Annotated in this window: 15 protein-coding genes; 4 read left to right on the top strand and 11 right to left on the bottom strand. The window is 69.6% G+C overall.

Going from position 1 to position 14,886, the window contains the following annotated elements:
• Nucleotide 1: 1 nt before the first annotated feature.
• From ehuD to D0D28_RS24460, 4 genes are all read right to left on the bottom strand, one after another.
• Nucleotides 2-658, bottom strand: coding sequence for an ectoine/hydroxyectoine ABC transporter permease subunit EhuD (gene ehuD / locus D0D28_RS24475; protein ID WP_094006568.1), 657 nt, complete (start codon nt 656-658; stop codon nt 2-4).
• Nucleotides 658-1,365: an ectoine/hydroxyectoine ABC transporter permease subunit EhuC gene (gene ehuC, locus D0D28_RS24470; protein WP_094006569.1), complete on the bottom strand. Its 708-nt coding sequence runs from the start codon at nt 1,363-1,365 to the stop codon at nt 658-660. Before ehuC ends, ehuD begins: the two co-directional genes overlap by 1 nt.
• Before the next feature lie 22 nt (nt 1,366-1,387).
• Entirely contained in the window at nt 1,388-2,281 is an 894-nt protein-coding gene (ehuB, locus tag D0D28_RS24465) for an ectoine/hydroxyectoine ABC transporter substrate-binding protein EhuB (RefSeq protein ID WP_116112709.1), read from the bottom strand.
• A 154-nt stretch (nt 2,282-2,435) separates the two neighbouring features.
• Nucleotides 2,436-4,457 carry a protein meaA gene (locus tag D0D28_RS24460; RefSeq protein WP_094006571.1) on the bottom strand — a complete coding sequence of 674 codons (2,022 nt, stop codon included), beginning with the start codon at nt 4,455-4,457 and terminating at the stop codon, nt 2,436-2,438.
• 132 nt (nt 4,458-4,589) lie between these two features.
• Here D0D28_RS24460 and D0D28_RS24455 point away from each other — a divergent pair, with 132 nt between their 5' ends.
• Nucleotides 4,590-5,213, top strand: a complete 624-nt coding sequence (locus tag D0D28_RS24455) for a LysE family translocator (RefSeq protein WP_167481468.1) — start codon at nt 4,590-4,592, stop codon at nt 5,211-5,213.
• A 1-nt stretch (nt 5,214) separates the two neighbouring features.
• Here the strand turns inward: D0D28_RS24455 and D0D28_RS24450 are convergent, their stop codons facing one another.
• Both D0D28_RS24450 and murA read right to left on the bottom strand, forming a co-directional pair.
• Nucleotides 5,215-5,790 (bottom strand): Uma2 family endonuclease, encoded by a 576-nt coding sequence (locus D0D28_RS24450; protein ID WP_094006573.1) that lies wholly within the window; start codon nt 5,788-5,790, stop codon nt 5,215-5,217.
• 74 nt (nt 5,791-5,864) lie between these two features.
• Nucleotides 5,865-7,139, bottom strand: a complete 1,275-nt coding sequence (gene murA, locus D0D28_RS24445; protein ID WP_094006637.1) for a UDP-N-acetylglucosamine 1-carboxyvinyltransferase — start codon at nt 7,137-7,139, stop codon at nt 5,865-5,867.
• A 152-nt stretch (nt 7,140-7,291) separates the two neighbouring features.
• Between murA and D0D28_RS24440 the strand changes: the two genes are divergently transcribed.
• The 3 genes from D0D28_RS24440 (at nt 7,292) to D0D28_RS24430 (ending at nt 9,897) form a co-directional block, all read left to right on the top strand.
• On the top strand, nt 7,292-8,797 hold the full coding sequence (locus tag D0D28_RS24440; protein ID WP_116112706.1) for a M16 family metallopeptidase: 1,506 nt from the start codon (nt 7,292-7,294) through the stop codon (nt 8,795-8,797).
• Between the two features lie 10 nt (nt 8,798-8,807).
• On the top strand, nt 8,808-9,380 hold the full coding sequence (locus D0D28_RS24435; protein ID WP_116112704.1) for a cob(I)yrinic acid a,c-diamide adenosyltransferase: 573 nt from the start codon (nt 8,808-8,810) through the stop codon (nt 9,378-9,380).
• Nucleotides 9,381-9,450: 70 nt separating this feature from the next.
• Complete coding sequence (locus D0D28_RS24430) at nt 9,451-9,897, top strand: protein-tyrosine phosphatase family protein (protein ID WP_116112701.1); 447 nt, start codon at nt 9,451-9,453, stop codon at nt 9,895-9,897.
• A 1-nt stretch (nt 9,898) separates the two neighbouring features.
• Here the strand turns inward: D0D28_RS24430 and D0D28_RS24425 are convergent, their stop codons facing one another.
• The 5 genes from D0D28_RS24425 to atpA form a co-directional block, all read right to left on the bottom strand.
• Complete coding sequence (locus tag D0D28_RS24425; protein WP_094006577.1) at nt 9,899-10,333, bottom strand: DUF2550 domain-containing protein; 435 nt, start codon at nt 10,331-10,333, stop codon at nt 9,899-9,901.
• Between the two features lie 24 nt (nt 10,334-10,357).
• The gene (locus D0D28_RS24420) at nt 10,358-10,723 is read right to left on the bottom strand and encodes a F0F1 ATP synthase subunit epsilon (protein ID WP_094006578.1); all 366 of its coding nucleotides are present in this window, start codon (nt 10,721-10,723) and stop codon (nt 10,358-10,360) included.
• Nucleotides 10,724-10,837: 114 nt separating this feature from the next.
• Nucleotides 10,838-12,262 carry a F0F1 ATP synthase subunit beta gene (gene atpD / locus D0D28_RS24415; RefSeq protein ID WP_094006579.1) on the bottom strand — a complete coding sequence of 475 codons (1,425 nt, stop codon included), beginning with the start codon at nt 12,260-12,262 and terminating at the stop codon, nt 10,838-10,840.
• Nucleotides 12,263-13,213, bottom strand: a complete 951-nt coding sequence (locus D0D28_RS24410) for a F0F1 ATP synthase subunit gamma (RefSeq protein ID WP_094006580.1) — start codon at nt 13,211-13,213, stop codon at nt 12,263-12,265.
• A gap of 11 nt (nt 13,214-13,224) precedes the next feature.
• Nucleotides 13,225-14,868, bottom strand: a complete 1,644-nt coding sequence (atpA, locus tag D0D28_RS24405) for a F0F1 ATP synthase subunit alpha (protein WP_094006581.1) — start codon at nt 14,866-14,868, stop codon at nt 13,225-13,227.
• Nucleotides 14,869-14,886: the final 18 nt, after the last annotated feature.

The raw sequence follows: 14,886 nt of genomic DNA, 5'->3' as shown, positions 1-14,886 counted from the left end.
CTCAGAGCTGTCCGACACGGCGTTCCAACCTTCGCACCAGGATCGACGACGGGTAACTGACCAGCAGGAAAAGGATGCCGGCCAGGGTGTAGGGCTCGATCACCCGGAAGGTCTCCGCGCCCTGCTCCTTCGCCTGGTTCAGCACCTCGAAAATACCTATGCTGATCAGCAGCGGTGTTTCCTTGAACATCGAGATCATGTAGTTGCCGAGCGCGGGCAGCACCCGCGGCACCGCCTGCGGCAGGACGATCCCGGTCCACACGCGCGTACGGGGGATGCTCAGCGCCGTCGCGGCCTCCCACTGTCCTTTCGGGACGGCGTCGATGCCCGCGCGGTACACCTCGGAGGTGTAGGTCGCGTAGTGGATGCCCAGCGCGATCACGCCGGTGAGGAACGCCGACGGCCGGATGTCCAGTGCCGGCCACAGCAGGTAGAAGACGATGAACACCTGGATCAGCAGCGGCGTGCTGCGCACCAGCTCGATGAACAGGTACATCGCCTGGCTCAGCACCGGGATCCGCGCCCGCCGCACCAGGGCGAACACCAGACCCAGCAGGTAGGCGACGAGCGAGCCGAGCACCGTCAGCTCGACGGTGACCAGCAACCCCTCCAGCAGTACCGGAACGGAGTCCCAGAAGTAGTCCCAGTCCCAGTCCATCAGGTGATCACCCCCGCCTTGGCGAACGCCTTCTCCCGGGACGGTGGCTCACGCCCGAGCCGCTTGGCGAGCACCCGTTCCAGCAGGCGCATGACCGTGGTGATGACCACCGCGATCGCCAGGTAGCACAACAGCTCGACGCCGTAGATCAGCACCAGCTGGCTGCCGTAGAGCGGCCGCAGCAGCTCGCCCTTTTCGGTGATCTCGCCGGCCGAGATGAAGTACAGCAGCGCCGTGCTCTTCATCAGCTGGATGAAGAGGTTGTTGAACGGTGGCAGCATCTCCACCACCGCCTGCGGCAGGATCACCCGGAACATCCGCTGCGCCGGGCTGAACGACAACGCCACCGCGCCCTCGCGCTGCGCCCGCGGCACCGACTGCACCGCGCCGCGCACGATTTCGGCACCGTAGGCGCCGTGGTTGAGCCCGAGCACGATGATGCCGGCGAACAACGGGACCAGTTTGAACCCGACCATCGCCGGGAGCACGAAGTACAGCCAGAACAGCTGCACGACCTCCGACGTGCCGCGGAAGCCCTCGACGTAGACCCGGCTGACGAACCGCACCGCACGGGAGCGCGACAGCATCGCGAGCCCGGCGACGAACGCCAGCACGATCGTCAGCGCGATGCCGCCGGCGGCCGCGGCCACCGTCGCGCCGAGTCCACTGAGGATGGTCGAGATGATGTTGGATGTCGAGTCGGACACGACGCGTCCCCGGGCTCGAGCGTCAGGCCGCGCAGAGTTTGTCGGTGGTCAGGTCGGCTGTGGGCAGGTTGCTCTGGTCGAACCCGAACGGCGACGCGATCCGCAGCCATTCCCCGTTGTCGTGCAACGTCTTCAGCTGCTGGTTGAAGGCGTCGCGCAGGGACGTGTCCTCCTTGCGGAACACGAAACCGCCCGCGGTCTGCACCGGCTGGCCGTTCTCCGTCGGCTGGAAGCCGGACGTGACCTCGACCCCGGAGTTCGGGTTCTGCTTCACCAGCCACTTCAGCGAGATGTCGGTGAGCGCGGCGCAGTACACGCGCCCGGCGGTCACCGCGCGCAGCATGTTGTCCTGCGTGTCCAGGGTTTCGATCTGGTCCTCGGCCACCCCGGCGGCGGTGGCGAAACCCTTCTCCACCGCGGCGGAGAGCACCGCGACCTTGACCTTCTTGGCGGCGACGTCGGCGAGGGTGTTGATGCCCTGCGGGTTCCCGCTGGGGACCAGCAACGCGGTCAGCGCCGAGTAGTCCGGATCGGAGAACAGCGCCGCGTTGCAGCGCACCGGCGTGATGTTCATGCCCGCGGCGACGATGTCGAACTGCTTCGCGTTCAGCGCGGGAATCAACTGGTCGAACGGCACCACGCTGGCCTGCACGGTGTCGATCCCGAGCCCCTTGCACACCGCGCGCGCCACCTCCGGCGCTTCACCGGTCGTGTTGCCCGAGGCGTCGGCGAATCCGTAGGGCGCCTCGTTGGCGATGCCGATCCGGATCGTCTTGGAACTTCTCGCCGCGTCGAGGGTGTTCCCGCTCTCGGTGCTCTGGCAGGCCGCCAACAGGGTCGGCCCCGCCACCGCCGCGGCGCCCACGACCGCCGATCGCCGGAAGAAGTCCCGTCGCGTCCACTGACCGTGCGTCATCTTCGTCGCACCCCTTATTCGGTTCAGCCGGTTCACCGAACGTAGGCGGTGCGTCCGATGGGGTCAAAAGATGCAACGAGATCGCCACTCGCTGTTATCGGAAAGAGATCAACGTTGCGTGTGGACAATGCGCACGGAACGTGACAGAACTGGCTCAGCCCTGGGGCAATCCGTGACGTTCCCGCACCACCGAAACGATCTCGTCCATGATCCCGGTCAGCTCGTAGTCCTTCGGCGTGAAGACGCGCGCGATGCCGCGCTCGACGAGCAGCCGCGCGTCCTCGGGCGGGATGATGCCGCCGACGATCACCGGGATGTCCCCGGCACCGGCCGCACGGAGCCCGTCGACCACCTGCGGCACGACCTCGAGGTGCGAGCCGGAGAGCACCGACAGGCCGACGACGTGCACGCCCTCCTGCACCGCGGCCGCCACGATCTGCTCGGGCGTGAGGCGGATGCCCTGGTAAATGACCTCGAACCCGACGTCGCGAGCCCGCACGGCGACCTGCTCGGCGCCGTTGGAGTGCCCGTCCAGGCCCGGCTTGCCGACCAGGATCCGCAGCTTCTCGCCCAGTTCCTCGCCGGTCGAGCGCACCCGGTCGCGCACGCGGGACAGCTCGGCCGCGTCCCCCGACATGGCCGCCGCGGACACCCCGGTCGGCGCCCGGTACTCGCCGAACACCTCGCGCAGCGCGCCGGCCCACTCCCCGGTGGTCACCCCGGCCGCCGCGCACGCCAGCGTGGCGTCGAACAGGTTCTCCGAGGTCTTCGCGACCTCGCGCAGCCGTGCCAGCGCCTCGTCGACCGCCGTCTGGTCGCGCTGCCGGCGCCACTCCGCCAGCGCGGTGACTGCCTGCTTCTCCACCGCCGGGTCGACGGTCTCGATCGCCTTGGCGCCCTCGGCCTGCAGCGGGCTCGGCTCGGTGGTCTCGAACCTGTTGACGCCGACGATGATCCGCTCGCCGGCCTCGACCTCGCGCCGGTATTCGGCGAGCGAGGCGACCAGCTGCGACTTCATGTACCCGCTTTCCACCGCGGCCACCGCACCGCCGAGATCGGCCACCTGCTCGATCTCCGCGCGGGCGCCGGACACGATCTCCTCCACTTTGGACTCGATCACGTGCGACCCGGCGAAGATGTCCTCGTACTCCAGCAGATCGGTCTCGTAGGCCAGCACCTGCTGCATGCGCAGCGCCCACTGCTGGTCCCACGGCCGCGGCAGACCGAGCGCCTCGTTCCAGGCCGGCAGCTGGATCGCGCGGGCCCGGGCGTCCCGCGACAGCGCGACGCCGAGCATCTCCAGCACGATCCGCTGGACGTTGTTCTCCGGCTGGGCCTCGGTCAGGCCGAGCGAGTTGACCTGGACGCCGTAGCGCAGGCGGCGCGCCTTCGGGTCCTCGACGCCGTAGCGCTCGCGCGTGATCTCGTCCCAGAGCCGGGCGAACGCGCGCATCTTGCACATCTCTTCGACGAACCGCACGCCGGCGTTGACGAAGAACGAGATCCGGCCGACGACCTTGGCCATGTCGGCCTGCTCGACCTGGCCGGAGTCGCGGACGGCGTCCAGCACGGCGATCGCGGTGGACAACGCGTAGGCGACCTCCTGCGTCGGCGTCGCGCCGGCCTCCTGCAGGTGGTAGCTGCAGATGTTGATCGGGTTCCACTTCGGGATGTGGTGCACCGTCCAGGCGATCACGTCGGTGATCAGGCGCAGGCTCGGCGCGGGCGGGAAGATGTAGGTCCCGCGGGAGAGGTACTCCTTGATGATGTCGTTCTGGGTGGTGCCGGTGAGCTTGGCGAGCACCTCGTCGCGGTCGCGGCCCTCGGCGTCGGCCTGTTCCCGGGCGACGGTCACGTAGAGCGCGAGCAGCCACATGGCCGGCGCGTTGATCGTCATCGAGGTGTTGGCCTCGGCCAGCGGGATGCCGGTGAACAGGCGGCGCATGTCACCGATGTGGGAGACGGGCACGCCGACCTTGCCGACCTCGCCCTTGGCCAGCGGGTGGTCGGGGTCGTAGCCGGTCTGGGTGGGCAGGTCGAAGGCCACCGAGAGGCCGGTCTGGCCCTTGGCGAGGTTGCGGCGGTACAGCTCGTTGGAGGCCGCCGCCGACGAATGCCCCGCGTAGGTGCGCATGACCCAGGGGCGGTCCCGCTCGCGATCCGTGGGGTAGGGCATCGGTGCACCTCCAGATGAACGACACACAGAGCGTACTCGCCGGTAACTTCGCGCGCAGCCCCGCAAGGACGCACGTCACTGGGTGCGAAATCGGCCTGACCCCATGATGACGCCCGGGTTAGCCTGTCGGGTGTGACGTGGAGCCTGTACGCGAGTTACCTGGTGTTCGCCCTGCTGATCGCCGTGGTGCCGGGGCCGGACACGATGGTGGTGCTGAAGAACGCCCTGGCCGGCGGCGCACGCGGCGGGTTGTTCACGTGTTCGGGCATCGCGCTGGGCAACTTCGTGCAGGCGACGGCGGTCGGGCTCGGGCTGGGCACGCTGATCGTGCAGGTGCGGCCGCTGTTCGAGACCGTGCGCTGGGCCGGCGTGGCCTACCTGTGCTGGCTGGGGTTCCAGGCGCTGCGCGGCGCGTGGCGCGGGAACTACGAGGCGCTCGCCGGGCTGGACCGGCGGCGCGGCAACGGGCTGCGGCGGTTCCGCGAGGGGTTCCTGTCCAACATCACCAACCCGAAGGTGATGGCCTTCTACCTGTCGGTGCTGCCGCAGTTCCTCGACCCGGCGACGACCGGGGCGGCCGAGGCGCTGCTGCTGGCCTACACGGTGCTGGTGGTGGGCACGGTGTGGCAGCTGACGCTGTTGTTCCTGGTGCGCTGGGCGAAGACCTGGCTGAACCGGCGCCGCGTCCGCCGCACGATGGACGCGGTCACCGGCACCGCGCTGATCGGCTTCGGCGTCGGGCTGGCGGTGGAGTGAGTCAGAGCAGCGCGGCGAGGTCCAGCGTGACGGGGAACGGGTCGTGCAGGCTGACCTTGCCGGTGTCCACACCCGCGGAGGCGTAGACGCGAGTGGTGGGGTCGAGCCGGTAGCGGAAGAGCTGGATCAGCCGCGGGTCGTCGTTCGGGTTCTCAACCCGCCAGAAGTGCGGGATTCGCGCGTCGGCGTACTCACCCGGCTTGTCGATCCGGTCCGCCGTCATCGACCCGGGCGACATGACTTCGACCACGAGAAGGCAGTGTTCCGGACGGAGCACCGCGTCCTCGTCCAGCGACGAGTCGTACACCACGAGATCCGGTCTGCGGTTGAGCAGCGGCACGTCGCGGAGCCGCAGATCGACATCGAAATCGGCCTCATAGCCCGGGCCGCTCGCCTCGGCGAGGAGGTAGGACAGGTTGCGGATGATTCGCTGATGCACCCTGCGGGGGGCCGGATTCACGACAATGGCTCCATCGACGATTTCCAGACTGCGGCACACTTCCTCCGGAAGGGCTTCGTAGTCTGCCGCCGTCAACCCGTCGGGCGGGAGCACCATCCACTCGGGCAGCGCCGTCATCCGACCCCCAACCTCTGTGAGTTCCTGAGTTCGAGGCTACTTGACTTCCAACACCGTTGGAAGTAAAGGCGCGGTCAGGCGCGCTCCGCCGCGCCGATGACCCGCTCCACGCGCGCGCCCAGCCGGTTCAGATTCTCCACGAAGTACGGGTATCCGCGGTCGATGTGGAACACGTCCCAGATCTCGGTGACCCCGTCGGCGCACAGGCCGGCCAGCACCAGGCCCGCGCCGGCGCGGATGTCGGATGCCCAGACCGGCGCGGAGGACAGCTTCTCGACCCCGCGGACCACCGCGTGGTGGCCGTCGGTGCGGGCGTCGGCGCCCAGGCGGACCATCTCCTCGATGAACCGGAACCGCGCCTCGTACACGTTCTCCGTGATCATCGACGTGCCCTCGGACACCGCGGACAGCGCAACGGCGAACGGCTGCAGGTCCGTGGCGAACCCCGGGTAGGGCAGCGTCACGAAGTCGACCGCCTTGGGCCGGTCGTTCTGCACCACCCGGAAACCGCTCTCGTCGAACGTCGTGATCTCGGCTCCGGCCATCCGCAGCTTCTCCAGCACCAGGTCCAGGTGGTGCGGGTTGACGCCCTTGACCGTCAGGTCACCGCGGGTCATCGCCGCCGCGAACGCCCACGTCGCCCCCACGATCCGGTCGCCGATCACGCGGTGCTCGGTCGGGTGGAGCTCGGTCACGCCCTGCACGGTCAGCGTCGACGTGCCGGCGCCCTCGATCTGCGCGCCCATCTGGTTCAGCATCACGCAGATGTCGACGATCTCCGGCTCGCGCGCGGCGTTGTCGATCACGGTCGTGCCCTCGGCCAGGACCGCGGCCATCAGGATGTTCTCGGTCGCGCCGACGCTCGGGAAGTCCAGCCAGATCTGCGCGCCCTTGAGGTGATCGGCCTTGGCGACGACGCAGCCGTGCTCGATGGTGCTCGTCGCGCCGAGCGCGCGCAGCCCGTTCTGGTGCATGTCCAGCGGCCGGGAACCGATCGCGTCCCCGCCCGGCAGCGCGACGACGGCCCGCTTGAGCCGCCCGACCAGCGGCCCGAGCACGCACACGGACGCGCGCAGCTTGCCCATCGCGGGCGAGTCGGCCCGGTGGGACAGCTCGGACGGGGTCGTGATCTTCGCGGTGTCGCCGTCCAGGACCACCTCGCACCCGACGCTGCGCAGCACGTCCGCCATCAGCGGGACGTCCAGGATCTGCGGGCAGTTGGTGATCGTGGTGGTGCCCTCGGCGAGGAGCGCGGCCGCCATCAGCTTCAGAACGCTGTTCTTGGCTCCGACGACCTCGACCTCGCCCACCAGCCGCGCACCACCGTGCACGTCGAAGTGCTCGCTCATGGCCGTCATCATGCCTTCCGGTTCGGGCACCCGAACGGAGGGGCGGGACATAACAGAGGGCGACCGAGTTCGCACTATCGTGTGAAACACTGTGGCCTCTCACGGCGATTAGGCGCCCGGATGGCCCACTGACTGGGGGAACCTTGAGCGAAATGTTGACCCCACCGGCGCCGCCGTCCCTGCCCGAGGTGCACCGGGCGGAGATCGACGGCGTGCCGGTCTTCTGGACCGACCAGCCCGGCCGGCTCAGCGCGAGCCTGCTGTTCGGGGTCGGCCTCGCCCACGAGTCGTTCCTGGAGACGGGGATCACGCACCTCGTCGAGCACCTGGCCATGCGGCGGGTGCGCACGAGCCGCTACGAGAACAACGCCTCGACCGAGGTCCTGCACACCAGTTTCGACGTCACCAGCACCCCGGAGACCGTCGCGGAGCACCTGCGGCGCGTGTGCGAGTCCCTGGCGGACCTGGACACCGGGCCGCTGCGGCTGGAGCGGGGCGTGCTGCTGGCCGAGGAGCGCGGCAACGAGGGTCCCGGCGTGACCGCGTGGCTGCCGTCCGCGCTGTGGTTCGGCAACCGCGCGTTCGGCCTGGCCGGCAACGTCCAGCTCGCCGCCGTCCACGCCGGTCCGCAGCAGGCGCGTGAGTGGTGTGCGCGCTGGTTCCACCGCGGCAACGCCGCGCTCGTGCTGTCCGGCCCTCCCCCGGCCGGTCTGACGCTCCCCCTGCCCGACGGCCCGCCGCGGCAGCCGGTGACCGCCGAGCCGTTCGACCTGCCCACCCCCGCGCAGACGAGCATCCCCAACGGCGTGGTGGGCTGCGCGCTGGTCGACTGGACCGCGGAGACCGCGTGCGCGGCCGGGGTCCTCATCCACCGGCTCACCGACCGGTTGCGGCACCTCGAGGGCCTGGTCTACGACATCGCCTTCGACCACCAGATGGTGGACGCCCGACACGCCGTCCTGGGGTTCGGCACCGACGTGCCGGACAAGCAGGCCGCCCGGGTCGTCGACGAGATCCGCACCGAGCTGGCCGAGCTGGGCCGCGGCGGACCGACCGAGGAGGAGCTGGCGGTCGACCGGGCCGGGCTCGCCGAGGAGGTCGCCGAGCGGGACTTCGCCGTCTACCGGGCGTTCGACGCGGCGATGAGCGAGCTGACCGGGTGGCCGTCGGCGGCCGAGCACCAGCAGCGGGTGCTGGCCGGGCTCGATCCGGCGGCGGTCGCGGCGGCCGCGCGGGACCTGGCCGGGCGGCTGGTGCTGTGCGCGCCGGAGCAGCACGTGCCGCGGGCCCTGCCGGAACTGCCCGGCAGCCCGCTGCCCGCGCCGCCGGGGCGGGAGATGAAGCGGGCGCTGGTCGGGTCGACCGCGCCGCGCGGCTACCGGCTCGTGGTGGGCGAGGAGGGTCTGTCCACGTACTTCGGGCAGAACCCGTCGCCCGCGGCCGTCGTGCGCTTCGACGACCTCGCCGGGGTCGGCATCGAGCACACCGACGGGCAGCTGCCGATCCTGCACCTGTTCGGCACGCACGGCGGGGCGATCACCGTGCGCCCCGGCGACTGGCGCGGCGGCCGGGCGCTGGTGCGGGACCTGCGGGCGCGAATCGATTCCGCGGTGTGTTTCGAGGCTCCGGAGGCCATGCGGCTGTTCGAGCAGTCGTAAGGTGCTCGGTATGCCGGTACGGATCAACCGCGTGTACACCAGGGTCGGCGACAACGGCACGACCGCGCTCGGGGACGGCTCGCGCGTGCCGAAGACCGACCCGCGGCTGGCCGCCTACGCCGACGTCGACGAGACGAACTCGGTGGTCGGGCTGGCGCTCGCGATGGGCGGTCTCGACGAGGAGATCGCGGTGGTGCTGCGCCGCGTGCAGAACGACCTGTTCGACGTCGGGGCGGACCTGTGCTCGCCGGTGGTGCCCGATCCGGAGTTCCCCCCGCTGCGCATCACCGAGGCCTACATCGAACGGCTGGAGGGCTGGTGCGACGCGTTCAACGAGCGCCTGCCGAAGCTGACGTCGTTCATCCTGCCGGGCGGCACCCCGGGCGCGGCGTTCCTGCACCAGGCGCGCACGGTGAGCCGCCCGGCCGAGCGGGCGGGGTGGGCGCTGGTGGAGGCCGACCCGGACCGGACGAACACGCTGGCGGTCAAGTACCTCAACCGGCTGTCCGACCTGCTCTTCATCCTGGCCCGGCTGGCCAACCCCGAGGGCGACGTGCTGTGGAAACCCGGCGGCGAGGCCTGATCGGTTCACCCCGGGCCAGCATGCGGACATCCTCATACCCGCCACCCGCGCGGCGATCTAGGTTCGTGCCATGAGCGACAACACACCGCTGCCGGGAAGCATCCGGCTGCCGGACGGGTCCTGGGTCCGCGGGCGCGGCCTGCGCCGCCCCCAGCCCACCGGCCCCGCGCCCCGATTCGGCCTCTACCTGGGCTCCGCGCGGCTGCGTCGCGAGCACGACGCCGGCCTCGGGTGGCCGCACACCTGGCTGGACTGGCCGGACTTCCGGCTGCCCCGCGACGAGGACGCCGCCGTCCGGGAGATCCGCGCCCTGCACGAGCGGGCGCGCGCCGGGGAAGCGGTCGAGGTCGCCTGTGCCGGCGGGGTCGGGCGGACCGGCACGGTCATCGCCTGCCTCGCCGTTCTGAGCGGCGTCGACCCCGCCGAGGCCGTCGCCTGGACACGGCAGCACCACCACCCCCGGGCGGTCGAAACGCCGGGGCAACGCCGCTGGGTGCGCCGGTTCACCCCAGGCTGAATCAGGAAGCTCTCGGCACCTGGCGTCCCGGCGGAGCGGACTCCAGCCAGGACAGGAAACCGGTCAGCGCGTCCGGCCCCATCGCGATCTCGATGGGCTCCTGGACCGCTGACTCGCAGCGCAGGACCGTCGCGTCCGAGGGCACCGCGTAGGCCTCGGTGCCGATCGGATCGCGGCGGTCGGCGATCATCAACGTCTCGCGTTCGAACACCCGGTCCGGGCCGGTGCGCAGGCTCCACACCCGGTACCAGGCGAACACCTCACCCTCGTAACGCCCCAGGCCCAGGTGCCAGCCGGCGCGCGCGTTGTCCGGATCCCACCGCAACGCGACGCTCACCCCGCCCTGGCGACGCATCCGCCCCCAGCGGAAGCTGTACCAGAACGCGACGACGGCAAGACCGAGCAGGACGACCAGGACAACGAGGGTGATTTCCACGGCCGGCTCCTGCTCGTCGCCGGATCAGACCGACTGACCGGCCGCGCGGAGCCGGGCGGTCGCTCTGGCGCGCTCCGCCTCGTCCTCGGCGCTCAGCGCGGACCGGGCGGCCTCGACGTCGATCTCGTCGGCCAGCTCCGCGGTCTCGGCGAGCACGCTCACCCGCTCGGCGGTCACGGACAGGAAGCCACCGTGGACCGCGGCGCGGACGGTCTCACCGTCCGTGGTCGTCACCTTGACGACCCCACCCTCGACGAGCTGACCGAGTACCGGTTCGTGACCCGGCATCAGGCCGATCTCACCCTCAGTGGTCTGCGCGACCACGAACGTCGCCTGGCCGGACCAGAGACGGCGCTCGACGGCGACAAGCTCGACGGTCATCTCAGCCACGTGGTTCTCCTTCGTTCCCGCGCCGATGAGCGCAGTCTAATAGGTTCGCGACCGGTTACGACAACGGCGGGGTGAGAGTCCTTAAAGGACACCCGCCCCGCCGTCGTCCCGACATCACTTGCCGGTGAGTTCCTTGTACTTCTTCTCGAGGTCCTCGAGGCCACCGATGCCCAGGAACGCCTGCTCCGGGTAGTGGTCGAACTCACCCTTGGTGATCTTGTCGAACGCCTCGACGGTCTCCGCGCGCGGCACGGTCGAGCCCGGCTGGCCGGTGAAGGTCTCGGCGACCAGCATGTTCTGCGACAGGAACCGCTCGATGCGGCGGGCCCGCTGCACGGTCAGCTTGTCCTCTTCGGACAGCTCGTCCATACCGAGGATGGCGATGATGTCCTGCAGCTCCTTGTACTTCTGCAGGATCCGGATGACCTCGGACGCCACCCGGTAGTGGTCCTCGCCGACGATGGCCGGGTCGAGGATCGTCGAGGTGGAGGCCAGCGGGTCCACGGCCGGGAAGATGCCCTTCTGGAACACCGACCGCGACAGCTCGGTGGTGGCGTCCAGGTGGGCGAACGTGGTGGCCGGGGCCGGGTCGGTGTAGTCGTCCGCCGGCACGTAGATCGCCTGCATCGAGGTGATCGAACGGCCCTTGGTCGAGGTGATCCGCTCCTGCAGCTCACCCATCTCGTCGGCCAGCGTCGGCTGGTAACCCACGGCCGAGGGCATGCGGCCCAGCAGGGTCGAGACCTCGGAACCGGCCTGGGTGAACCGGAAGATGTTGTCGATGAACAGCAGCACGTCCTGGTTCTTGACGTCGCGGAAGTACTCCGCCATCGTCAGCGCGGACAGCGCGACCCGCATACGGGTGCCCGGCGGCTCGTCCATCTGGCCGAAGACGAGCGCGGTGTCGTTGATGACGCCGTCCTCGCTCATCTCCAGGAACAGGTCGGTGCCCTCACGGGTGCGCTCGCCGACGCCGGCGAACACCGAGGTGCCACCGAAGTTCTTGGCGACGCGGGTGATCATCTCCTTGATCAGCACCGTCTTGCCCACGCCGGCACCGCCGAACAGGCCGATCTTGCCACCCTGCACGTACGGGGTGAGCAGGTCGATGACCTTGAGGCCGGTCTCCAGCATCTGGGTCTTGCCCTCGAGCTGGTCGAAGGCCGGCGGCTTGCGGTGGATGCTCCAGCGCTCCAGGTCCGCGCCGTAGCCCGGCTGGTCGAGGCAGTCGCCCAGCGCGTTGTAGACGTGGCCCTTGACCTCGTCGCCGACCGGCACCGAGATCGGCGCGCCGGTGTTGATCACCTCGGCGCCGCGGACGAGACCGTCCTGAGGGGCGAGCGAGATCGTGCGAACGAGGTTGTCGCCGAGGTGCTGCGCGACCTCGAGGGTGACCGTCTTGCGCAGCTGCTCGAACTCGACCTCGACCTTCAGCGCGTTGAACAGCTCGGGCACGGCGCCGCGCGGGAACTCCACGTCGACGACCGGGCCGGTCACCGAGACGATCCGGCCCTTGGTCCGGGTTTCAGTGGTGGTCATCTACTCATCACTTCCTACAGCGGCGAGCGCATCGGCCCCACCGACGATTTCGCTGATCTCCTGCGTGATCTGGGCCTGTCGCGCCTGGTTGGCCAGCCGGGTGTAGGTCTCCACCAGCTCGCTGGCGTTGTCCGACGCCGACTTCATGGCGGTGCGCCGGGCGGCCAGCTCGGAAGCGGCCGACTCGAGCAGAGCCGAAAAGATCCGCGTGTTGATGTACTTCGGCAGCAGGGCCGACAGCAGCCGGTCCGCGCTGGGCTCGAACTCGTACGCCGGGAGGATCTCGCCGGACTGAGCGGTGCCCTCCGCGCCGTCTTCCACGTACTCGACCTCGAGCGGCGCCATCCGCCTGGCGACCGGGGTCTGGGTCAGCATCGACTTGAACTCGGTGTACACGATGTGCACCTCGTCCACGCCCAGGATGCCGTCCTCGCCCGGGCCGTTCGCGTCGTCGTCCGCACCGGCGAGGAACGCCTTGGTCAGCGTCTCGCCCGCGGCGGCGGCGTTCTCGTAGTGCGGCTGGTCGGAGAACCCGGTCCAGCTGTCGACGACCTCGCGGTTGCGGAACCGGTAGTAGTTCAGGCCCTTGCCGCCGATGACGTAGACCTGGGGCTCCTTGCCCTCCGAGCGCAGCAGCGAGAGCAGCTCCTCGGTGGCCCGCAGCACGTTGGTGTTGTAACCACCGCACAGGCCCTTGTCACTGGTCACCACCAGCACGGCCGCCCGCTTCGGGTTGGGCCGCTCGACGAGGAACGGGTCGTCGAGGCTCGCGGCCCCGCTCGCCAGGGCGGAGAGCACCTTGGTGATCTCCTCGGCGTACGGGCGCGAAGCCTCGACCCGTGCCTGGGCACGGCCGATCCGCGAGGTGGCGATCAGTTCCATCGCCTTGGTGATCTTGCCGATCGATTTCGTCGCCCGGATCTTTGCCCGGAGCTCGCGAAGTTGCGCCATGAGCTATCCGGTCACTTCGTCGGGGCGGGCTTGTTGACCTTGACGGTCTCCTGCCCGACCTTGTCGGCGTCCATCGCCTCGGCCTCGGCCTCGTTCACGAGCTGCTCACCCGAAGAGGTGGTGAAGCCCTTCTTGAACTCGGCGGTGGCGGCGGCGACGCGCTCGGCGAGCTCGTCGGTCCACTTACCCTTGTCGCGGATCTCGGCGAGGATGTCGTCGTGCTTGTGGCGGATGTTCTCCAGCAGCTCGGAGTTGAACCGCGCCACGTCCTCCACCGGCACGTCGTCGAAGTGACCCTTGGTGCCCAGGTACACGGTGATGACCTGCTGCTCGACCGGGATCGGCGAGTACTGGGGCTGCTTGAGCACCTCGTACAGGCGGGCACCGCGGTCCAGCTGGGCACGCGAGGTCGGGTCCAGGTCGGAAGCGAAGGCGGCGAACGCCTGCAGCTCCTGGTACTGGGACAGGTCGATCCGCAGCGAACCGGACACCGTCTTCATCGCCTTGATCTGCGCGTCACCACCGACCCGGGAAACCGAGGTGGTCACGTCGACCGCGGGGCGCTGACCCGAGTTGAACAGGTCGGACTGGAAGAAGCACTGCCCGTCGGTGATCGAGATGACGTTGGTGGGGATGTAGGCCGAGATGTCGTTGGCCTTGGTCTCGATGACCGGCAGACCGGTCAGCGAGCCACCACCCAGCTCGTCCGACAGCTTCGCGCAGCGCTCGAGCAGCCGGGAGTGCAAGTAGAAGACGTCGCCGGGGAACGCCTCGCGGCCCGGCGGGCGGCGCAGCAGCAGCGACAGCGCGCGGTAGGCGTCGGCCTGCTTGGACAGGTCGTCGAACACGATCAGGACGTGCTTGCCCTGGTACATCCAGTGCTGGCCGAGCGCCGAACCGGTGTAGGGGGCCAGCCACTTGAAGCCGGCGGAGTCCGACGCGGGGGCCGCGACGATGGTGGTGTACTCCAGCGCGCCCGCGTCCTCCAGGGACTTGCGGACACCGGCGATGGTGGAGCCCTTCTGGCCGATCGCGACGTAGATGCAGCGGACCTGCTTGTTCGGGTCGCCGGTCGCCCAGTTGGCCTTCTGGTTGATGATCGTGTCGACGCAGACCGCGGTCTTGCCGGTCTTGCGGTCACCGATGATCAGCTGGCGCTGGCCGCGGCCGATCGGGGTCATCGCGTCGATCGCGGTGATGCCGGTCTGCAGCGGCTCGGACACCGGCTGGCGCTGCACGACCGAGGCGGCCTGCAGCTCCAGCGCGCGCCGGTCCTCGGCCACGATGTCGCCGAGGCCGTCGATCGGCTTGCCGAGCGGGTCGATGACGCGGCCCAGGAAGGCCTCGCCGACCGGGATCGAGAGGATCTGGCCGGTGCGCTTGACCTCCTGACCCTCTTCGATCTTCTCGTAGTTACCGAGGATGACGACACCGATCCGGCGCGGCTCCAGGTTCTGCGCCACACCGAGGATGCCGCCGGGGAACTCCAGCAGCTCGTTGGCCATGGTCGAGGGCAGACCCTCGACGTGGGCAACGCCGTCGCCGGTGTCCACGACGACGCCGACCTCTTCCCGGTTGACTTCGGGTGAGTAACTCGAGACGTAGTTCTCGATCGCGCTACGGATCTCGTCCGAGGAGATCGTCAGCTCCGCCATGTCGTTCCCGCTCTCTCG

Source organism: Amycolatopsis ruanii, assembly GCF_003385175.1.
Taxonomy (GTDB): domain Bacteria; phylum Actinomycetota; class Actinomycetes; order Mycobacteriales; family Pseudonocardiaceae; genus Amycolatopsis_E; species Amycolatopsis_E thermalba.
The sequence above is the reverse complement of the archived record's forward strand: the minus strand, read 5'-3'. Positions and strand labels throughout refer to the sequence as shown.